The organism is Pseudomonas sp. R3-41 (assembly GCF_054161485.1).
This window is the reverse complement of sequence record NZ_CP096421.1, coordinates 1,987,946-2,007,589: the sequence shown is the minus strand read 5'-3', so window position 1 is coordinate 2,007,589 and position 19,644 is coordinate 1,987,946. Positions and strand designations below refer to the sequence as shown.

17 protein-coding genes are annotated in these 19,644 nt (G+C 61.7%); 2 read left to right on the top strand and 15 right to left on the bottom strand.

Annotation, left to right across the window (positions count from 1 at the left end):
• Position 1 precedes the first annotated feature (1 nt).
• The 8 genes from pabC to M1D99_RS09035 all read right to left on the bottom strand — a co-directional run bounded on the left by pabC (position 2) and on the right by M1D99_RS09035 (position 6,157).
• The gene (pabC, locus tag M1D99_RS09070; RefSeq protein WP_434574769.1) at positions 2–817 is read right to left on the bottom strand and encodes an aminodeoxychorismate lyase; all 816 of its coding nucleotides are present in this window, start codon (positions 815–817) and stop codon (positions 2–4) included.
• Positions 817–2,061: a beta-ketoacyl-ACP synthase II gene (gene fabF, locus M1D99_RS09065; RefSeq protein WP_018613569.1), complete on the bottom strand. Its 1,245-nt coding sequence runs from the start codon at positions 2,059–2,061 to the stop codon at positions 817–819. The genes pabC and fabF overlap by 1 nt, the downstream gene beginning before the upstream one ends.
• Positions 2,062–2,169: 108 nt before the next feature.
• Positions 2,170–2,406, bottom strand: coding sequence for an acyl carrier protein (gene acpP / locus M1D99_RS09060; RefSeq protein ID WP_003175607.1), 237 nt, complete (start codon positions 2,404–2,406; stop codon positions 2,170–2,172).
• A 191-nt stretch (positions 2,407–2,597) separates the two neighbouring features.
• A complete protein-coding gene (gene fabG, locus M1D99_RS09055; RefSeq protein ID WP_186707194.1) occupies positions 2,598–3,341 on the bottom strand; it encodes a 3-oxoacyl-ACP reductase FabG in 744 nt (247 codons plus the stop codon).
• A gap of 15 nt (positions 3,342–3,356) precedes the next feature.
• On the bottom strand, positions 3,357–4,295 hold the full coding sequence (gene fabD / locus M1D99_RS09050; RefSeq protein ID WP_434574767.1) for an ACP S-malonyltransferase: 939 nt from the start codon (positions 4,293–4,295) through the stop codon (positions 3,357–3,359).
• Positions 4,296–4,418: 123 nt separating this feature from the next.
• Positions 4,419–5,429 carry a phosphate acyltransferase PlsX gene (gene plsX, locus M1D99_RS09045; protein ID WP_186707192.1) on the bottom strand — a complete coding sequence of 337 codons (1,011 nt, stop codon included), beginning with the start codon at positions 5,427–5,429 and terminating at the stop codon, positions 4,419–4,421.
• 4 nt (positions 5,430–5,433) lie between these two features.
• A complete protein-coding gene (gene rpmF / locus M1D99_RS09040) occupies positions 5,434–5,616 on the bottom strand; it encodes a 50S ribosomal protein L32 (RefSeq protein ID WP_003179396.1) in 183 nt (60 codons plus the stop codon).
• A gap of 13 nt (positions 5,617–5,629) precedes the next feature.
• Positions 5,630–6,157 (bottom strand): YceD family protein, encoded by a 528-nt coding sequence (locus M1D99_RS09035; protein ID WP_003204262.1) that lies wholly within the window; start codon positions 6,155–6,157, stop codon positions 5,630–5,632.
• A 105-nt stretch (positions 6,158–6,262) separates the two neighbouring features.
• Between M1D99_RS09035 and M1D99_RS09030 the strand changes: the two genes are divergently transcribed.
• A complete protein-coding gene (locus tag M1D99_RS09030) occupies positions 6,263–6,841 on the top strand; it encodes a Maf family protein (protein WP_250962544.1) in 579 nt (192 codons plus the stop codon).
• Positions 6,842–6,987: 146 nt separating this feature from the next.
• On the opposite strand, the gene M1D99_RS09025 is transcribed toward M1D99_RS09030, so the two are convergent.
• From M1D99_RS09025 to rluC, 3 genes are read right to left on the bottom strand one after another with little or no spacing between them, the layout of a single operon-like run.
• Positions 6,988–7,977, bottom strand: a complete 990-nt coding sequence (locus M1D99_RS09025; RefSeq protein ID WP_186707190.1) for a S49 family peptidase — start codon at positions 7,975–7,977, stop codon at positions 6,988–6,990.
• A 20-nt stretch (positions 7,978–7,997) separates the two neighbouring features.
• The gene (locus M1D99_RS09020) at positions 7,998–8,660 is read right to left on the bottom strand and encodes an HAD-IA family hydrolase (RefSeq protein ID WP_186707189.1); all 663 of its coding nucleotides are present in this window, start codon (positions 8,658–8,660) and stop codon (positions 7,998–8,000) included.
• Positions 8,650–9,606 carry a 23S rRNA pseudouridine(955/2504/2580) synthase RluC gene (rluC, locus tag M1D99_RS09015; protein WP_458131660.1) on the bottom strand — a complete coding sequence of 319 codons (957 nt, stop codon included), beginning with the start codon at positions 9,604–9,606 and terminating at the stop codon, positions 8,650–8,652. Before rluC ends, M1D99_RS09020 begins: the two co-directional genes overlap by 11 nt.
• A gap of 699 nt (positions 9,607–10,305) precedes the next feature.
• Between rluC and rne the strand changes: the two genes are divergently transcribed.
• Entirely contained in the window at positions 10,306–13,497 is a 3,192-nt protein-coding gene (gene rne / locus M1D99_RS09010) for a ribonuclease E (RefSeq protein ID WP_434574762.1), read from the top strand.
• A gap of 1,191 nt (positions 13,498–14,688) precedes the next feature.
• On the opposite strand, the gene M1D99_RS09005 is transcribed toward rne, so the two are convergent.
• Genes M1D99_RS09005 through M1D99_RS08990 form a run of 4 tightly spaced genes read right to left on the bottom strand, consistent with a single transcriptional unit; the run spans position 14,689 to position 19,053 of the window.
• A complete protein-coding gene (locus tag M1D99_RS09005) occupies positions 14,689–15,279 on the bottom strand; it encodes a nucleotidyltransferase family protein (protein WP_434574760.1) in 591 nt (196 codons plus the stop codon).
• A gap of 20 nt (positions 15,280–15,299) precedes the next feature.
• On the bottom strand, positions 15,300–16,271 hold the full coding sequence (locus M1D99_RS09000) for an XdhC family protein (protein WP_434574758.1): 972 nt from the start codon (positions 16,269–16,271) through the stop codon (positions 15,300–15,302).
• The gene (locus tag M1D99_RS08995; protein WP_434574756.1) at positions 16,271–18,586 is read right to left on the bottom strand and encodes a xanthine dehydrogenase family protein molybdopterin-binding subunit; all 2,316 of its coding nucleotides are present in this window, start codon (positions 18,584–18,586) and stop codon (positions 16,271–16,273) included. Before M1D99_RS08995 ends, M1D99_RS09000 begins: the two co-directional genes overlap by 1 nt.
• The gene (locus tag M1D99_RS08990) at positions 18,583–19,053 is read right to left on the bottom strand and encodes a (2Fe-2S)-binding protein (protein WP_053123841.1); all 471 of its coding nucleotides are present in this window, start codon (positions 19,051–19,053) and stop codon (positions 18,583–18,585) included. Before M1D99_RS08990 ends, M1D99_RS08995 begins: the two co-directional genes overlap by 4 nt.
• Between the last annotated feature and the right edge of the window lie 591 nt (positions 19,054–19,644).

Below are 19,644 nucleotides of genomic sequence, written 5' to 3'. Positions count from 1 at the left end.
ATCAAGCATCCAATAGCGCACGGGCAAGGGTCTGCAGTTTACGGGTGAGCGGGCCAACCGACCAGCGCGCCGAACCGCATCCGCGTACCGGCCACACGCCATAAACGCTGTTGCAGACGAAAACTTCATCGGCCTGGTGCAACTGTTCAAGGCTGAGGTCGGTGATTTGCGTAGCGATGCCTTGGGACTTGGCTTGAAACAATAATTCCGCGCGCATCACACCGGCCACACCGCAACGGCTCAGGTCCGCCGTGAACAACACGCCATCGCGCACCAGGAACAGGTTGCTGAATACGCCTTCGATTACCCGCCCGGACGTGTCCAGCATCAAACCTTCGGCGTACTGCCCATCGCGCCACTCGGCACGGGCCAACACTTGTTCCAGGCGATTGAGGTGCTTGAGGCCGGCGAGCAAGGGCTGCTCGGACAAACGCACGGTACAAGGAAACAGGTGAACGCCTTGTTCGGCATGGGCGGTGGGATAAGCGGCTGGCGGGCTCCCTTGCAGGATGCGCCGGGCCGAGGTCGAGGGATCTGCGGCATAACCGCGCAGACTGTCGCCACGGGTCACGATCAGCTTCAGCACGCCGGCGCCCAGGCACCGGGCATAGGCATTCAGCTCGGTGCTCAACGCGCTCATGTCGACATTGAGAGCCAACCGCCGGCAACCGGTTTCCAGGCGTTGCAGGTGACGCTCAAGCAACACCGGTCTGCCATCGTGCACGGCGAGGGTCTCGAACAACCCATCGCCGTAAGCCAGGCCACGATCTTTCAGCGACAGGACGTCGGCCGGCTGACCGTCGACCCAGCTTTCCATCAACCGGCGAACCGGCGGAACACCAGCGAACCGTTGGTCCCGCCAAAGCCGAAGGAGTTGGACAGCACCACATCGATGTCCATGCTGCGGGCAGTGTGCGGCACGAAGTCCAGGTCGCAGCCTTCGTCCGGCTCATCGAGGTTGATGGTCGGCGGCGCTGTCTGGCTGTTGATCGCCAGGACGCTGAAGATCGCTTCCACCGCCCCTGCCGCACCCAGCAGGTGACCGGTCATGGACTTGGTCGAACTGACCGCCAGCTTGTAGGCATGCTCGCCGAACACGGTCTTGATCGCCTGGGCTTCGGCCAGGTCGCCGGCCGGGGTCGACGTGCCGTGGGCGTTGATGTACTGCACCTGCTCGCCGTTGAGCTTCGCGTCACGCAAGGCGTTGGCGATGCAACGGGCCGCACCGGCGCCGTCGGCCGGTGGCGAAGTCATGTGGTACGCATCGCCACTGGTGCCAAAGCCAATCAGCTCGGCATAGATAGTCGCGCCGCGCGCCTTGGCGTGCTCCAACTCCTCGAGCACCAACGCACCGGCACCGTCGGACAACACGAAGCCATCACGGCCCTTGTCCCACGGCCGGCTCGCGCGGGCGGGCTCGTCGTTGCGGGTCGACAGCGCGCGGGATGCGCCGAAACCGCCCATGCCGAGGCCGCATGCGGCCATCTCGGCGCCACCGGCAATCATCACGTCGGCTTCGTCGTACATGATGTTGCGCGCGGCCATGCCGATGCAGTGGGTACCGGTGGTGCACGCCGTGGCGATGGCGTAGTTGGGCCCCTGGGCACCCAGGTGGATGGACAGGAAACCGGAAATCATGTTGATGATCGAGCCCGGCACGAAGAACGGAGAAATCCGTCGCGGCCCCGATTCGTGCAGCGTGCGGCTGGTTTCTTCGATATTGGTCAAGCCGCCAATACCCGAGCCCATGGCCACGCCGATGCGTTCACGGTTGGCGTCGGTGACTTCCAGGCCGGCGTTACGCACTGCCTGAAAACCGGCTGCCAGGCCGTATTGAATAAACAGGTCAAGCTTGCGGGCTTCCTTGACCGACAGGTATTCCTCGACATTGAAGCCCTTTACCGAGCCGCCGAAACGGGTGGAATAGGCAGAAAGGTCGGTGTGTTCGATCAGACCAATGCCACTGCGGCCGGCCAGAATGCCCTGCCAACTGCTCGGCACATCCGTGCCCAGTGGCGACAACATACCCATACCGGTGACTACGACGCGTCTACGCGACACAGCACTCTCCTTTTTCTAATGACGACTTTGCATCAGGCCTAAAGAAAAAACCGCACGCCGTGATGGCAGTGCGGTTTTTCCATGACAGCTAGCGACGACTAAGAACGATTACGCCTGGTGGCTGGTAACGTAGTCGATAGCAGCTTGTACAGTAGTGATCTTCTCAGCTTCTTCGTCAGGAATCTCGGTCTCGAATTCCTCTTCCAGAGCCATCACCAGCTCAACGGTGTCAAGGGAGTCGGCACCCAGGTCTTCTACGAAGGAAGCGGTGTTCACAACTTCTTCTTCTTTAACGCCCAGTTGCTCGGCAACGATTTTCTTGACGCGCTCTTCGATGGTGCTCATACCTTGTTTTCACTCCTAATGGACAAATTCAGGCAGCTGGCCGGTGGGTAAGTGTATAGAAGAACTTTTCGGTTTTTCAACCGAAAGCTTCACTCCTCAAACCCAGCGGCCCGCCGTCTATAAATTGATTGCAGCTTTATAACGGATTTTAGACAGCTCGTATGACATTTTTTTGAAGCAATCCGTCACATTTAACTCATGTACATCCCGCCGTTCACCGGGATTGTAGCCCCGGTCACGTATGCCGCACCGTCCGACGCAAGAAAAGCGACCACGGACGCGATTTCTTGAGCTTGCCCCAGACGACCCAGCGGAATCTGCGTCAACAAGGCTTCACGCTGTGCTTCCGGCAGTTCACGGGTCATGTCGGTGTCGATGAAACCCGGTGCAACCGAGTTTACCGTAATCGAGCGCGAACCCACTTCACGCGCCAGCGCACGGCTGAAACCTTCCAGACCGGCCTTCGCCGCAGCATAGTTTACTTGGCCTGCGTTGCCCATGGCACCCACAACCGAGCCGATACTGATAATTCGACCCCAGCGCGCCTTGGTCATGCCACGCAGAACGCCCTTGGACAGCCGGTACAGACTGTTCAGGTTGGTGTCGACCACGTCGAACCATTCGTCATCTTTCATGCGCATCATCAGGTTATCGCGGGTGATACCGGCATTATTGACCAGGATCGCCGGCGCACCGAACTGCGCCTGAATGCTCGCCAGCACCGCCGCAACGGATTCGTCGCTGGTGACGTTCAGTTCAAGGCCGGTGCCTTGGATGTCGTTTTCCTTCAGGGTCGCGGCGATGCGCTCGGCGCCCGAAGCGGAAGTCGCGGTGCCGATGACGATGGCGCCTTGACGACCCAGTTCCAGGGCGATGGCCTGGCCGATGCCACGGCTTGCACCGGTCACCAGTGCAACTTTACCTTGCAGACTCATGCAAGCTTCTCCTGTTCAGGCCTGCGCTGCACGGGTGGCAGCGAAGGCATCTGGGGTATTGAGATTGGAAGTCGACACGCCTTCGGCGCAGCGTTTGTTCAGGCCTGCCAGCACTTTGCCAGGACCGCATTCGACCAGTTCGGTCGCGCCCTTGGCTGCCAGGGCCTGTACCGATTCGACCCAGCGAACCGGCTTGTAGAGTTGCTCCAGCAGATCACGCTTGAGGGTCTCGATATCTGGCGCCACGTTGGCGCTGACATTCTGCACCACGGGAATCTGCGGAGCCTGCCAGTCGATGGCAGCGATGGATTCGGCAAAGCGCTCGGCGGCCGGACGCATCAGTTCACAGTGCGACGGCACGCTGACCGGCAGCGGCATGGCACGCTTGGCACCACGAGCCTTGCAGCCTTCGATGGCACGCTCGACGGCCGCCTTGGCACCGGCAATGACTACCTGGCCCGGGGAGTTGAAGTTCACCGCGCTGACCACATCGCCTTGTGCCGCTTCGGCACAGGCGGCGAGCACATCAGCGTCTTCCAGACCCAGGATCGCGGCCATGCCGCCCTGCCCGGCCGGAACGGCCTCTTGCATCAACTGGCCACGACGCTCCACCAGTTTCACCGCGGCGCCCAGGCTCAGGCTGCCAGCGGCCACCAGGGCGCTGTATTCGCCCAGGCTGTGACCGGCGACGAACGCCGGGCGCGCGCCGCCTTCAGCCAGCCACAAGCGCCACAAGGCGATCGAAGCGGTGAGGATGGCTGGCTGGGTTTTATCGGTTTGATTGAGCTGCTCTTCCGGCCCTTGCTGGGTCAATGCCCACAGGTCATAGCCGAGCGCATCGGAAGCTTCTTTGAATGTTTCGAGGACCAGCGGGTATTGCGCGCCCAGCTCGGCCAGCATGCCGAGGGACTGCGAGCCCTGCCCTGGAAAGACGAATGCGAGGGAAGCAGACATGAAAACAAAGCCCCTAATGATCTTGTCGTCAAAAATTGACGCCCCTGGGGGCGCTAGCAAACTGCACATTGGATGGCGGGTTGAACCGACCGGTCACATTTAAGCATTGTCGGACGAAAACGCCTAAGTTAACAAATCCTCGAGGCGACCGTGCAAGCGCTCCGGCAGGTTCTCCTGGATCTCGATCACCGCTCGGTTGATCGCACTTTGGAACCCCAGCACGCCCGCCGATCCGTGACTCTTGATCACGATACCTTGCAGCCCGAGGAAGCTCGCTCCGTTGTGCCGCGCCGGCGCCAGGTCCGCCTGCAATCGGCGCATCAACGGCAGCGCCAAGGCGCCGACCACCCGCGAGGCGAGGCTTTGCCTGAATAAAGTCTCGATGCGCTGGCCGATCATGGTGGCCAGCCCCTCGCTGGATTTGAGCAGGATATTGCCCACGAAGCCGTCACAGACCACCACATCGGCCTCGCCACGGTACAAGCCATCGCCTTCGACGAAACCGATGTAGTTAATACCCCGCGCAGCCTGCAACAACGTGGCCGCCAGCTTGACCTGCTGGTTACCCTTGATGTCTTCGGTGCCGATATTCAACAGCGCCACGCGAGGACGCACGATGCCCAGGGTTTCAGCCGCGACCGAGCCCATCACCGCAAATTGCAGCAAATGCTCGGCACTGCAGTCGACGTTTGCCCCCAGGTCGAGCAACTGACAGAACCCACGCTGGGTCGGGATCGCCGCCACCATCGCGGGCCGGTCGATACCCGGCAAGGTCTTGAGTACGTAGCGCGACAGTGCCATCAGTGCACCGGTATTGCCGGCACTGACACAGGCCTGGACCTTGCCATCGCGCAGCAGCTCAAGGGCCACCCGCATCGAGGCGTCAGGCTTGCCGCGCAGGGCCTGGGCTGGCTTTTCGTCCATGGCGATGATTTCCGACGCCGGGACAATCGTCAGGCGCGCGCGATCCACAGCCGATTGGCCGCTGAGCATGTCTTCCAGGAGAGGGGATTGACCGACGAGGGTCAGGTGCAGCGAGGGAGTAGCATTCAGGCAAGCAAGGCTGGCCTGAACAATGCTGCGGGGACCGAAGTCCCCGCCCATTGCGTCAATCGCGATGACTTGAGCGGACAAGTGATTACTCGTCGGCGCCCTTGTCGATCACTTTACGGCCACGGTATACGCCTTCTGGCGATACGTGGTGACGCAGGTGAACTTCACCGGTGGTCTTTTCTACGGACAGGGTGCTAGCCTCGAGAGCGTCGTGCGAACGGCGCATGTCACGGGCAGAGCGGGATTTTTTGTTCTGCTGAACAGCCATAATTGATTAACTCCTAAACGTTTGGGTCACGCTTTAACTGCGCCAATACACTGAACGGGTTGGACCGCGTTACCTCGTCCTCGCTCGGTTCGGGCTCATCTGCTCCCGCCGGCTGCTGGCATTCTTCCGGATGATGAGCAGGCACAATGGGCAAGGCGAGCAGAAGCTCCTCCTCGATCAGTGACTGCAGATCCAATGGATCTTCGCCCAGTTCCAGCACGTCATAACCTTTCGGCAACGACTGGGTATTCGCACCCTCCTTCACCACGGCGTAACTGCATTCGCTGTGGATCGGCAGGGTGACCAGCTCAAGACAACGCTGGCAAACCATTTTGACTTCGGTGTCGATAAAGCTGTGGATAACCACAGATTTACGTTCATCTCGTTCAAAAACGAATTTGGCCTGGACCGTACCGACATCGTCGGAAAGCGGGTCGCAGAGTCTCTTCAAATCGGCCAGCAGCAGTTCACCTTGAAGGGTGGTGCCACGGTCAGCCAATTTGCGCGGGTCAACGTGAGGTGGAATCGGGTCATTCAACATAGGCGCAGCATTATAGGGATGCCCCCAGCCATGTCAAAGGAAATTCAGCCCTGTCCGTCACTTGCGTGCCTCGCTAGAATTCACCCCTGCCTCCTGGAGACGTCCATGCTGCCTTTATTACTTGCCTCGAGCTCGGTCTATCGCCGGGAATTGCTTGCCCGCCTGGGACTGCCGTTCGTCTGCAGCTCACCCGATATCGACGAAAGCCATCGCCCCGGCGAGCCCGCCGTCGAGCTGGTCAAGCGCCTGGCCCGGGAAAAAGCCCTGGCGCTGGCCGACAGCCATCCGGCACACCTGATCATCGGTTCAGACCAGGTCGCCGTGCTCGGCGAGCGCATCCTGGGCAAACCCCACACCTTCGACAATGCTCGCGAGCAACTGCTGGCCGCCAGCGGCACCAGGGTCACGTTCCTGACCGGCCTCGCACTGCTCAACAGCCAGACCGGCGCCTGCCAGGTCGATTGCGTTCCGTTTACCGTCAACATGCGCACCCTGGATCCTGGGCGCGTCGAACGATACCTGCGCACTGAACAACCCTACGACTGCGCCGGCAGCTTCAAGGCCGAGGGGCTTGGCGTAAGCCTGTTCCAGAGCACCGAAGGGCCGGACGCCACCAGCCTGATCGGGCTGCCGTTGATTCGTCTTGTGGATATGTTGCTGGCCGAGGGCGTGCAGGTTCCCTAACGCTAAAATCCGTGGCGAGGGAGCTTGCTCCCGTTCGGTTGCGCAGCGACCGCAAAATCTGGGGCCGCTTCGCAGCCCAGCGGGAGCAAGCTCCCTCGCCACAGGGGTAGTGTCAACCTTCCCCTGTAGCGAAAACTTCAAGGCAATCAGCGCAACGCAGGCCCCTGGAACCCCATCCACATCGCCAGGTGCTGGGCGACACTGGCACCCAACTTCTTCGAGAAGCGGTCGATCGGGGACTCTTCGACGGTGAAATCCACCAACTCTTTCTCACCAATCACATCCCGAGCCACGGAACTGGCGCTGCCCAGGCCATCGATCAAGCCCAGCGGCAAAGCCTGCTCGCCCGACCAGACCAGCCCGGAGAACAACTCTGGATGCTCTTTGTCTTTCAGGCGCTCGCCCCGCCCTTTCTTGACGCTGGCGATGAACTGTTTATGGGTGGTGTCGAGCACGCCCTGCCAGAACGCCGTCTCCTCAGGCTTTTGCGGCTGGAACGGATCCAGGAAGGATTTGTGCTCGCCCGCGGTATAGACCCGACGCTCCACCCCAAGCTTGCCCAGCGTCTCGACGAAGCCATAACCGGCCGCCGTCACGCCAATGGAACCCACCAGGCTGGCCTTGTCGGCATAGATCTGGTCCGCGGCACTGGCGATGTAATAAGCACCGGAGGCGCCGAGATCGGCAATCACCGCGTAGAGCTTGATGTCCGGGTGCGCCGCACGCAAACGAACGATTTCGTCATAGACGTAGCCGGCCTGTACCGGACTGCCGCCCGGGCTATTGATGCGCAGCACCACCCCTTTGACTTTCGAGTCTTCGAACGCAGCTCGCAGGCTACCGATGATGTTGTCCGCGCTGGCCGCTTCCTTGTCGGCGATCATGCCTTCAATATCGATGACCGCCGTATAGGCTGCACCACCTCCCGGACTCGTTTTCCCGTCAACCGCCTGGTAGATCAGCGCCAAGCCGAAAAACAGATAGATAAAGACCAGGCACTTGAAGAAGATCCCCCACCGGCGCGCACGACGCTGCTCTTCCACCCCGGCCAGCAGGGTCTTCTCCAACAGCTTCCAGCTTTTTTCGTCACCGTTGTCAGCGCTCGCTTTGGCCGGTGCCTTCCATTCATCGGTCATACATGCATCCTCAACAGACTTTAATCAGCGCGCCGGCTCAGCCAGGCGTGCAATTCAGGAAAATGGTCGATCGCCAGTCGCGGCTCGAACGCCTTGAGCGCCTCGATGGACTGCGCACCATAGCTGACAGCCACCGAACCCATGCCGGCGTTACGCGCCATCTGCAGGTCGAACGAGGAATCCCCCACCATCAACGCTTGCGCAGGCTCCACCCCGCAATGGGCCAGTATCTGTTCGAGCATCAACGGATGCGGTTTGCTGGCCGTCTCATCGGCGGCACGAGTGATGTCGAAATAATCATCCCACCCATGGGCCTTCAATACCCGATCCAACCCCCGACGAGCCTTGCCGGTCGCGACCGCCAAGCGATAACCCTCGCCTTTCAAGGTTTCAAGGGTATGAACCACCCCCTCGAACAACGGCGAAGGCTCAGCCTCCAGCGCGATGTAGTGATCGGCATAGTGCTGGCGAAAAACCACCAGCGCATCGTCATCGATATCCGGGTACAAGCTGCGAATCGCTTCCGGCAATCCCAGGCCGATGATGCCCTTCACTGCAAAATCGTCGCACCGGGCCAAACCCGAACGATCCGATGCGACATGCATCGCTTCGACAATCCGACCAACAGAGTTCGCCAGAGTGCCGTCCCAATCGAAGATCAGCAATTTGTAGTCAGGATGCACTCAACCGCTCCACGGTCTTGGCCCACATGTCATCCACCGGGGCCTGCAACTTCAGCTCGCCACCATCGGGCAGCGGCACGGTGAGCATATAGGCATGGAGAAACAGGCGCTTGCCGCCCAGGTCGCGGATTTCCTTGGTGAAATCGTCGTCGCCGTATTTGCTGTCACCGGCAATGCAGTGGCCGGCATGCAGGGTATGGACGCGGATCTGGTGCGTACGCCCAGTCACCGGCTTGGCCTCGACCAAGGTGGCGAAGTCGTCGAAACGGCGCAATACCTTGAACACCGTCAGCGCCTCCTTGCCCTCCTCGTTGACTTCCACCATGCGCTCGCCGGAACGCAGGTTGCTCTTGAGCAGCGGCGCACGGACCTGCTTGATGGAGGTCTCCCAGCGCCCCCGCACCAGCGCCATGTAGCGCTTGTCGACACCATCGCCGCGCAATTGCTCGTGCAGGTGGCGCAACATGCTGCGTTTCTTGGCAATCATCAGCAGGCCGGAGGTGTCGCGGTCGAGGCGATGGACTAGCTCCAGTTCCTTGGCGTCCGGACGCAACTGACGAAAGGCTTCGATCACGCCGAAATTTAGGCCGCTGCCGCCGTGGACCGCAATGCCCGCGGGCTTGTTGATCACGATCAGGGCCTTGTCTTCATAGACGATCGAGGCTTCAAGGCGTTGCAATAATCCCTGGGCCAGGGGTACCGGCTCATCGCGCTCGGGCACGCGAACCGGGGGCACGCGCACGATGTCGCCGGCCTGGAGCTTGTATTCAGGCTTGATCCGACCTTTGTTCACCCGCACTTCGCCTTTACGCAAAATGCGGTAGATCAAGGTCTTGGGCACGCCTTTGAGCCGGGCCAGCAGGAAATTATCGATTCGTTGGCCGGCATATTCCGGCGAGACCTCGAGCAGTTGAACGCCAGGGGTCGAAGAGGCAGTAGTTGTCATGGCGGCGATCATAACAATTTTTTATGGAATTGAAGCACTTAATCATTGCTGCTATAGTCGCGAACGCCGCCAAAAGTGGCTGGACAGTGGACCAGCGGTCAAAAACCGGCCCTGACCAACGCAATTCACGAGGACGAGAGGCCGTCCTACGGGGCTTTCGCTACGTAACGGTAGAGTTTTCAGGTGTAACGAGCGCAGGTGACATGAGGCCTGAGATACGCCGCAAAGCAGAGTTTTGACTCGCCTTGCGCGCCACATTCACGGCCAGTTCACAAAGTGCAGTCAGCTGCGAACGACCCCGAGCGAGAGCTTCGGAAACAACGCCTAAATTAGCCATGATGCGTGACCTCCCCTTCCGGAGCTCACGGTAAATGCCAACCCGCTGCGGATTCTGCGCGCGGCAGCACCCGAATTATCAGGGATACGTGTAGGGTGGAGACGTACAACCGTCGGACTGTGTAGCACTAGGCTTATATTTAGACGCTTCATCTCGTCCACAGACGCCGGTTGATTCCTCCTCCTGACTGAGTGCTTGAGTACCAGCAAGCAGGACGCGTCCGTCGCGACTTCGCCATCATTGGGCCGAACTCGCTGGACACTGGAATGGCCTTGCCACCTCCAGGACGCACCTGACACCGACCGTGAGAAGTCGTGTGTGCCGAACGCCGTTTCCGGCAGCCCGGAAACCGACGGTACTACATGAAAAGAATGCTGATTAACGCAACTCAACCCGAAGAGTTGCGTGTTGCACTGGTAGACGGCCAGCGCCTCTACGACCTGGATATCGAATCCGGTGCACGCGAGCAGAAGAAGGCCAACATCTATAAAGGCCGGATTACTCGTATCGAACCAAGCCTTGAGGCTGCCTTTGTCGATTTCGGCTCCGAGCGCCACGGCTTCCTGCCCCTCAAAGAAATCTCCCGCGAATATTTCAAGAAGGCCCCTGAAGGCCGCGTCAACATCAAGGACGTCCTGAGCGAAGGCCAGGAAGTCATCGTCCAGGTCGAAAAAGAAGAACGTGGCAACAAGGGCGCGGCCCTGACCACCTTCATCAGCCTCGCCGGCCGTTACCTGGTCCTGATGCCGAACAACCCGCGTGCCGGCGGCATCTCCCGTCGCATCGAAGGCGAAGAGCGCAACGAACTGCGTGAAGCCCTCAATGGCTTGGTCGCACCGGCCGACATGGGCCTGATCGTGCGCACTGCAGGCCTGGGTCGCAGCAGCGAAGAAATGCAGTGGGACCTCGATTACCTGCTGCAACTGTGGACCGCCATCAAAGAAGCCTCGCTGGATCGTTCCGCGCCGTTCCTGATCTACCAGGAAAGCAACGTGATCATCCGCGCCATCCGCGATTACCTGCGCCAGGACATCGGCGAAGTGCTGATCGACAGCGTCGAAGCCCAGGACGAAGCCCTGACCTTCATTCGCCAGGTGATGCCGCAGTACGCCAGCAAGATCAAGCTCTACGAAGACAGCGTTCCGCTGTTCAACCGTTTCCAGATCGAAAGCCAGATCGAGACCGCCTTCCAGCGCGTCGTCGAACTGCCGTCCGGCGGCTCCATCGTCATCGACCCGACCGAAGCCCTGGTGTCCATCGACATCAACTCGGCGCGCGCCACCAAAGGCAGCGACATCGAAGAAACCGCCCTGCAGACCAACCTTGAAGCAGCCGAGGAAATCGCCCGTCAGTTGCGCCTGCGCGACATTGGCGGCCTGATTGTCATCGACTTCATCGACATGACCCCGGCCAAGAACCAGCGCGCCGTGGAAGAAAAAGTCCGTGAATGCCTGGAAGCCGACCGCGCCCGCGTCCAGGTCGGTCGTATCTCGCGCTTCGGCCTGCTGGAAATGTCCCGCCAGCGCCTGCGTCCATCCTTGGGCGAAAGCAGCGGCATCGTTTGCCCGCGTTGCAACGGCACCGGCATCATCCGTGACGTCGAGTCGCTGTCCCTGGCGATCCTGCGCCTGATCGAAGAAGAAGCCCTGAAGGACCGCACCGCCGAAGTTCGCGCCCAAGTGCCGATCCCGGTGGCCGCGTTCCTGCTCAACGAAAAACGCAACTCGATCACCAAGATCGAACTGCGCACCCGCGCCCGTATCGTCATCCTGCCGAACGATCACCTCGAGACGCCGCACTTCGAAGTGCAGCGCCTGCGCGATGACAGCCCGGAAGCCCACACCAACCAGTCCAGCTACGAAATCGCTGCTGCCGCTGCCGAAGTGGAAGAAGTCCAGCCGGCCGCCGCCACTCGCACCCTGGTTCGCCAGGAAGCCGCGGTCAAGACCGCACCGGCCCGCGCCAACGCTCCGGTTCCTACCGAAGTGGTTGCCCCGGTTGCCGCCCCGGCCGCAGCCCCGGAGCCGAGCCTGTTCAAAGGCCTGGTGAAGTCGCTGGTCAGCCTGTTTGCAACCAAGGAAGAGCCAGCTGCCCCGGCCGTCGTCGCCAAGCCCGCCGCTACCGAGCGTCCGGCCCGCAACGAAGAACGCCGCAACGGTCGCCAGCAAACCCGCAACCGCAACGGCCGTCGCGACGAAGAGCGCAAGCCTCGCGAAGAACGTGCACCGCGTGAAGAACGCGCGCCGCGTGAGCCGCGTGAAGAGCGCCAGCCGCGCGAGGCCCGTGAGGAAGCGCCAGTCGTAGCCCGCGAAGAACGCGCACCGCGTCCGCCGCGTGAAGAACGCCAGCCGCGCGCACCGCGTGAAGATCGCAAGCCACGTGGCGAGCGTGAAGAGCGTGTTCGCGAACTGCGCGAGCCACTGGATGCCGCCCCGGCCGTGGCTGTTGCCACTGCTGAAGAGCGTCCGGCTCGCCCGCCTCGTGAAGAACGCGCGCCGCGTCCGCCACGTGAGGAGCGCCAGCCTCGCGCTGAACAGGCAGCCGCCGCTGCCAGCGAAGAAGAAGTGCTGAACGCCGAAGAGCAGTTGCAGGAAGACGGCCAGGACACCGCCGAAGGTGATCGTCCACGCCGCCGCTCCCGTGGCCAGCGTCGTCGCAGCAACCGTCGTGAGCGTCAACGCGACGCCAACGGCAATGTGATCGAAGGTTCGGAAGAGTCCGAGTCCAGCGAAAACGCCGAAGCGCCAAGCGCTGCGGATCTGGCCGCCGGCCTGGCCGTGACTGCGGCCGTTGCCAGCAGCGCGATCAGCGCTCCGGCCGAAGCCCAGGCGCACGAACAAGCTGAACGTGCCACCGCTGCGGTGGAAAGCGCGCCGGTTGAAGCGCCTGCGGTCGAAGCCACCACCCCGGTAGAAGCCACCGCTTCGCCAGAAGTGGAACTCGCTCCGGCACCTGAAGCCCAGCCTGACGCTGAAGTCGCCGCCGAGCCTGCACCGGTCGTCGAGACGCCAGTGGTGGCTGCCGAACCGGTCGTCGAAGCACCGGCCGAAGAAAAGGCACCCGAGCCTGTCCGCGAAGAGCAGACGGCGTTCAACTGGACCGCCGAGCCTGCCGCACCGGCACCGGTTGTCGAGCCTGAGCCGGCACCAGAGCCCGTGAAAGCGGTCGAGCCAGAAGTGGTCGAGCCTGCTCCAGTGGTCGAAGCGCCCGTGGTTGCCGAAGCCCCTGCCCCGCTGGAAGAGCCTGCACCGGCCAGTGCCCTGACCGCGAATGGCCGCGCGCCGAACGATCCACGTGAAGTGCGTCGTCGCAAGCGTGAAGCCGAGCGTCTGCAGAAGGAAGCCGAACAAGCTGCCGCTGCCGCCGCTCAAGCGCCTGCCGCCGAGCCAGCTCCAGTCGTGGAAGACGTAGCCGAGGCAGCCCCTGCCCCGGTCGCCGAAACCCCGGCTGAATCAGCTCCTACGTTCGACGAACCTCAGCACGTCGCTGAGGAAATCGCACCGCGTCACACTGAAGCCCAGGAAAAAGAGCACGAGCCTAAACCTCACGCCTGATTCCACCGCCCAGTAAAAAGCCCCGCCTGGTAACGCCAGGCGGGGCTTTTTTATGCCTGCAGACTTATCCACAGGGGAACTGGGCCGGACACAAGACTCATATCCGCCGAAGCTCCAATGTGGGAGCCGAGCTTGCTCGCGATAGCGTCGTCTCAGCCTGCATCAATGTTGAATGCCAAACCGCTTTCGCGAGCAAGCTCGCTCCCACAATGTTTACCGTTGATCAATCTGTGCCGTGGTGGCTGGGAAGCTTTTGTGGCGAGGGAGCTTGCTCCCGCTTGACCGGGCTGGCGCTCCAGTGCGCAGCGCTCATCGTTTTTTTGGGGCCGCTGCGCGACCCAGCGGGAGCAAGCTCCCTCGCCACAGGACCGTGCTGTTCCGAGAAACCTGGTGGCATCCAACATCACTGCAAATTGACCCTGCGCCATCGCTCGCTCCCACGGGGGCCGTGCCCCGGCACAAGGCTTATATCCATTGGAGATCCAATGTGGGAGCCGAGCTTGCTCGCGATAGCGTCGGCTCAGCCAGCATCAATGTTGAATGCCAAACCGCTTTCGCGAGCAAGCTCGCTCCCACAATGTTTACTGTTGATCAATCTGTGCCGTGATGGCTGGGAAGCTTTTGTGGCGAGGGAGCTTGCTCCCGCTTGACCGGGCTGGCGCTCCAGTGCGCAGCGCTCATCGCTTTTTGGGGCCGCTGCGCGACCCAGCGGGAGCAAGCTCCCTCGCCACAGGACCGTGCTGTTCCGAGAAACCTGGTGGTATCCAACATCACTGCAAATTGACCCTACGCCATCGCTCGCACAGGAGGCCGGGGCCCGGCACAAGGCTTATATCCATTGGAGATCCAATGTGGGAGCCGAGCTTGCTCGCGATAGCGTCGTCTCAGCCAGCATCAATGTTGAATGCCAAACCGCTTTCGCGAGCTCGCTCCCACAATGTTTACTGTTGATCAATCTGTGCCGTGATGGCTGGGAAGCTTTTGTGGCGAGGGAGCTTGCTCCCGCTTGACCGGGCTGGCGCTCCAGTGCGCAGCGCTCATCGTTTTTTTGGGGCCGCTGCGCGACCCAGCGGGAGCAAGCTCCCTCGCCACAGGACCGTGCTGTTCCGAGAAACCTGGTGGTATCCAACATCACTGCAAATTGACCCTCCGCCCTCGCGAGCTTGCTCCCAAAGGGTTTTGCGTCGCCTGTTATTTGAAGGTCAGTGCCTCTGGCACATCGACATCCCACGTCACGCCCGGATCGTCCACCGGTACTTCGACTACCTGCGCCCCGGCAAACAATGCCTTGGCGCCACGATCTCCAGTGAACGCCATCAATTTCGGGCCAAACCCACGACCAAATCCCACCGGATGCCCGTACTCCCCCGCCAGGACCGGCACGCTGATCCCATCCTCATGAATCCCTGCCGCCACCTGCTCGATGCTCGACGGCAAGATGAAGGGCATGTCGCCCAGCACTATCAGCCAGCCATCAAGATCAGGGCAAGCCTGGACACCCGCGGCGATGCTGTCACCCAGGCCGGGGGAGTCCAGCTCCAGGAAATCGCACCCATACGCCTGGGCCATGCGTATGGCTTGTGGCCGGTCCTTGTTCGTCACCAACACACGCTTTTCCAGGGAGGCCGGCAGATTCACCAGCACCTGCTCGATCACCGACCGCACGGCGCCGTCACGCCCGGTGCAATCGGCGAGCAATTTATCCTTGTCGGGACCTGCAATCCGGCGGAAACGGCTACCCGCTCCCGCTGCCAGGATGATCACGCCAATCGAATCGCCCATACGTCCTCCTTGCCCATGGCTTACAGCGGCTTTTTCTGCCGCAGCTCCACGCCATTCTTGATGGCCACGATTTCCGCCAGCAACGACAAGGCGATTTCCGCCGGGGTGTGACTGCCGATGTGCAAGCCAATCGGTCCATGCAAGCGTTCAATGGCCTCTGCTGACAAGCCTAGCTGAGCCAGGTTGTCCCGGCGCTTCTGGCTGTTGACCCGCGAACCCAGGGCGCCGACATAAAAAGCCTTGGAGTCCAGCGCCGTGAGCAGCGCCATGTCGTCCAGACGTGGATCATGGGTCAGAGCCACAATGGCCGTGCGCTCGTCCGTCTGGATGCTCAGCACCGCTTCGTCAGGCATGCCGGAGACGAAGCGCCCATGCTGCTCCTCCCAACCGTAGACGAACTCCTTGCGCGGATCGCAGATCAGCACCTCGAAATCCAGCAGCCGGGCCATTTCCGCCACGTAGCGCGACAGTTGTCCGGCCCCGATCAGCAGCAGCCGCCAACGCGGGCCGTAAATGGCCCGCAACACCTGCCCATCGAACATCAAAGCGTCGGTCTTGCTGGCCGGGGTCAAGACCACGTTGCCGCTGGCGACGGTCAGCTCACGGGCAACGATTTCATGGGCCTCGCAACGCTCCAGCAACTGGGCGACCCAGTGTGGATCGCCCACCCGCTCTTCGGTCAGGCGCAGGGTGCCACCGCACGGCAGGCCGAAGCGCGCCGCCTCTTCGCGAGTAACGCCATAGGTGATCAGTTGCACCGCCGGACCGTCCGCCGGAATGCGACCGTCGTGCAACCGGGCGATCAGGTCATCCTCGACACAACCGCCCGACACCGAACCAATCACCACGCCATCTTCACGCAGGGCCAGCATCGCCCCCGGCGGCCTGGGCGCGGTGCCCCAGGTCTGGACCACGGTGAACAACACCACCCGCTGCCCGGCGCGGCGCCATTCAAGCACGCTGCGCAAGACATTCAGATCGACGCTGTCCATCAGGCCTTCGCCTGTTGCCAGCCTTGCAGCTGATAGCGCACAGGCAGGTTACGGATACGCTTGCCCGTGGCGGCGAAGATCGCGTTGCACAAGGCCGGCGCAATCGGCGGCACGCCCGGCTCGCCGACACCGCCCAACGGCACCTCGCCCGGCGGCGTGACCAGATGCACCGCCACGTCCTTGGGCGCCAGGGACATGCGCGCGATTTCATACATATGGAAGTTGTCCTGCTGCACCTTGCCGTCCTTGAAGCTGATCTCGCCCACCATCGCATTGCCCAGGCCCATGACACAGGCGCCTTCGAACTGTGAGCGGATGCGTTCGGGGTTGATCTGCGGACCGCAGTCCACGGCGATGTCCGCCTTGTGCACGATCACCGTGCCGTCGTCCTTGACCTCGACTTCAATCGCCGCCGCCACGTAGGTGACGAAGCTGTAATGCACCGCCAGCCCCAACCCACGGCCCTTGGGCAACTCGCGCCCCCAACCGGCAGCCTTCGCAGCGGTTTCCAGCACCGTGCGGATTCGCGCCGTATCGATCGGATAACGCTCGGGGGATTCGCCGTAGTTCCAACTGTCATTGAGGCTATTCGGATCGATCCTGCGGTCCGGGCCCAGCAGCTTGAGGTGGTACTTCAGCGGATCCTGGCCGGCCTTGTGGGCCAACTCGTCAATGAAGCTCTGGATCGCAAAACCATGGGGAATGTTCGACACCGAGCGGTACCAGCCCACCCGGGTATGGGCCACCGCCTCGGGGTTTTCCAGGCGCAGGTTGGGAATGGCGTAGGCCATGTTGGTCACGCCCATGCCCACTTCGAACGGCGCCTCGTGGGTCATGCCCGGTGCAAACAATGCGGTGATGGTCGGGGCCACGGTGCGATGCAGCCAACCGGAAGGCATGCCGTCCTTGTTCAAGCCAGCCTTCAAGTATTCGGCCGACACGGTGTGGAAATACGAGTGATGAATATCGTCCTCACGGGTCCACTGCACGCGTACGGCCTGGCCGGGAATTTCCTTGGCGAGCACCGCCGCTTCGACGACGAAGTCGGGTTTCGACTTGCGTCCGAAACCGCCGCCCAACAAGGTGATGTTCACCGTGACCTTCTCGAAAGGAATGCCCAGGCGCTCAGCGACACGTTCACGAGTGACCTGCGGCGCCTGGCTCGGTGCCCAGGCCTCGCATTGGCCATCCTTGAACCGAGCGACGGCAACCATCGGCTCCATAGGCGATTGCGACAGGTGCGGTAAGTAATACGATGCCTCCAATGTCGAATCAGCCTTGGCCAGCGCATCGTCGAGGTCGCCGCTGCTGCGCACGACTTTTCCAGGCTTGAGGGCCGCCGCTTCCAACTCCTTGCGATAGGCAATGGAGTCGTAGCCGGCATTCGGGCCGTCGTCCCACTGGATCTTCAGGGCCTCGCGACCCTTGATCGCCGCCCAGGTGTTTTTCGCCACCACCGCCACGCCGCCCAACGGCTGGAACTCCGAGGGCAGCGGTCGCCCTTCAATCGACACCACCTTGACCACGCCCGGCACCTTCAGCGCCGCGCTGCTGTCCACGCTCTTGACCTTGCCGCCATAGACCGGCGGACGCGCGATGACGGCATAGAGCATGCCCTCGAAATTCACGTCAGCCCCGAAGACTGCGCGACCGTTGACGATGTCCGCGCCATCGATGGCCCGGCTCGCTTCCTTGCCGATATAGCGGAACTCGGACGGCTGCTTGAGGCGCAGGCTGTCACGGGCAGGTACTGGCAAGGCGCTCGCGGCAGCGGCCAACTCGCCATAGCCGAGTTCGCGCCCCGAAGGCTGGTGCACCACCTTATGCATCTGCGCACGGCATTCGCCTACTGGCACGTTCCACTGCGCAGCGGCGGCCAGTTCCAGCATGGTCCGGGCGGCGGCCCCGCAGCGGCGCATCGGCTCGTACCAGTGACGCATGCTGCGCGAGCCGTCGGTATCCTGGTTGCCGAAACGCGCTTCATCGGCCGGCGCTTGCTTGACCTTGACGAGTGCCCAGTCGGCTTCCAGCTCATCGGCCACGACCATGCTCAGGCTGGTGCGCACGCCCTGGCCCATTTCCGAACGGTTGCAGATCACGGTCACGCTGCCATCGGCGGCAATGCTCACATAGACCTTGGGATCGTCGACCGCGCCATGGGGCATGCCCTCGGCGCCGAATTTTTTCTCTTCGGCAAAGGCATCCGGCAGGCCCCACGTGGCCGCCAGCACCAGCACACCGGTGGCGCTCGCGCCCTTGAGGAAACCACGACGGCTGAGGTTGCTCAGCACGAAATCATCGGGCAAGCGGCTCATGCCTTGGCCTCCTTCAGGTGAGTGGAGGCCTGGCGAATCGCGGTCTTGATCCGGTTGTAGGTGCCGCAGCGGCAGAGGTTGCCAACCATGGCTTCCTCGATCTGCTCATCGCTCGGGTTGGGGTTGGTCTTGAGCAGCGCCGTGGCGGACATGATCTGCCCGCCCTGGCAGTAACCGCACTGGGCCACGGCAGTATCGAGCCAGGCCTTCTGGACGACTTGCCCGACCGGGTCGGCGTGAAGCCCGTCGATGGTGCTGATGGCCTGCCCTTTCACCGAACCGATTGGCGTGATGCAGCTGCGCGCCGGGGCGCCGTCGATGTGGATGGTGCAGGCGCCGCACAGGCCCATGCCGCAGCCGAATTTGGTGCCGTTGTAACCGGCCACATCCCGGATAGCCCACAGCAGTGGCATGTCCTCGGTCACATCCAGTTGATGGTCTTTTCCATTGAGTTTCAGGGTAATCATGGGCACGCCCGCACAGTGATCGAATTATGGGGTCGAGCAATCTGCCGCTGGGTTAGCGGTTCGGTTCGCGCAGACTGGCTCAGGCTGATCAGGCTCTCTTATGCAAGCGCACGCAGGCGTCTGCATCGGGCCTTTTGGATGCGATGGTCGCATCGTTAGGAGGCTAAATTAACCCAGGATCAAGCAAAACGCCCTGCACAATCCTGCACAAATGATCGTGTGCAGGGCGTTTTTTTGAATTCGGGTCAGCTTCAATCTGGAGCAAAACAACCACAGCCAATATTTACCCTTCTATCTCCATAGACCGCCCTTATGTGGGCCATTTCCTAGGACGTTGCGGTGATTCCCCATAGGACGCTTCTGAAACGCTTAAAAACGGGCGATACGTACAGGCCTGACTTGGAGTTCCCCCTTTATATTGATCCGATCTAGCGGTCCTTGGTAAGGCAACCCAATGCATCGCGAGTGCAATACCGAGCAGGCCAATCTGGCCAGCCTTGACTTGCCAAGACCGAAGTCAACGCACCCTCTGCGCACACGGACCACCGCGCGCTGTACGCCGTCCAGATGGGCGGTCCAGACCATAACAAG

Bases quoted from the DNA above. Each gene is read 5' to 3' on its own strand.
- M1D99_RS08990 (WP_053123841.1), bottom strand. From the start codon at position 19,053: ATGATTACCCTGAAACTCAATGGAAAAGACCATCAACTGGATGTGACC.
- pabC (WP_434574769.1), bottom strand. From the start codon at position 817: ATGGAAAGCTGGGTCGACGGTCAGCCGGCCGACGTCCTGTCGCTGAAA.
- rpmF (WP_003179396.1), bottom strand. From the start codon at position 5,616: ATGGCTGTTCAGCAGAACAAAAAATCCCGCTCTGCCCGTGACATGCGC.
- acpP (WP_003175607.1), bottom strand. From the start codon at position 2,406: ATGAGCACCATCGAAGAGCGCGTCAAGAAAATCGTTGCCGAGCAACTG.
- rluC (WP_458131660.1), bottom strand. From the start codon at position 9,606: ATGACAACTACTGCCTCTTCGACCCCTGGCGTTCAACTGCTCGAGGTC.
- fabD (WP_434574767.1), bottom strand. From the start codon at position 4,295: ATGTCTGCTTCCCTCGCATTCGTCTTTCCAGGGCAGGGCTCGCAGTCC.
- M1D99_RS09025 (WP_186707190.1), bottom strand. From the start codon at position 7,977: ATGACCGATGAATGGAAGGCACCGGCCAAAGCGAGCGCTGACAACGGT.
- M1D99_RS09030 (WP_250962544.1), top strand. From the start codon at position 6,263: ATGCTGCCTTTATTACTTGCCTCGAGCTCGGTCTATCGCCGGGAATTG.
- M1D99_RS08995 (WP_434574756.1), bottom strand. From the start codon at position 18,586: ATGAGCCGCTTGCCCGATGATTTCGTGCTGAGCAACCTCAGCCGTCGT.
- M1D99_RS09000 (WP_434574758.1), bottom strand. From the start codon at position 16,271: ATGGACAGCGTCGATCTGAATGTCTTGCGCAGCGTGCTTGAATGGCGC.
- M1D99_RS09035 (WP_003204262.1), bottom strand. From the start codon at position 6,157: ATGTTGAATGACCCGATTCCACCTCACGTTGACCCGCGCAAATTGGCT.
- M1D99_RS09005 (WP_434574760.1), bottom strand. From the start codon at position 15,279: ATGGGCGATTCGATTGGCGTGATCATCCTGGCAGCGGGAGCGGGTAGC.
- fabG (WP_186707194.1), bottom strand. From the start codon at position 3,341: ATGAGTCTGCAAGGTAAAGTTGCACTGGTGACCGGTGCAAGCCGTGGC.
- rne (WP_434574762.1), top strand. From the start codon at position 10,306: ATGAAAAGAATGCTGATTAACGCAACTCAACCCGAAGAGTTGCGTGTT.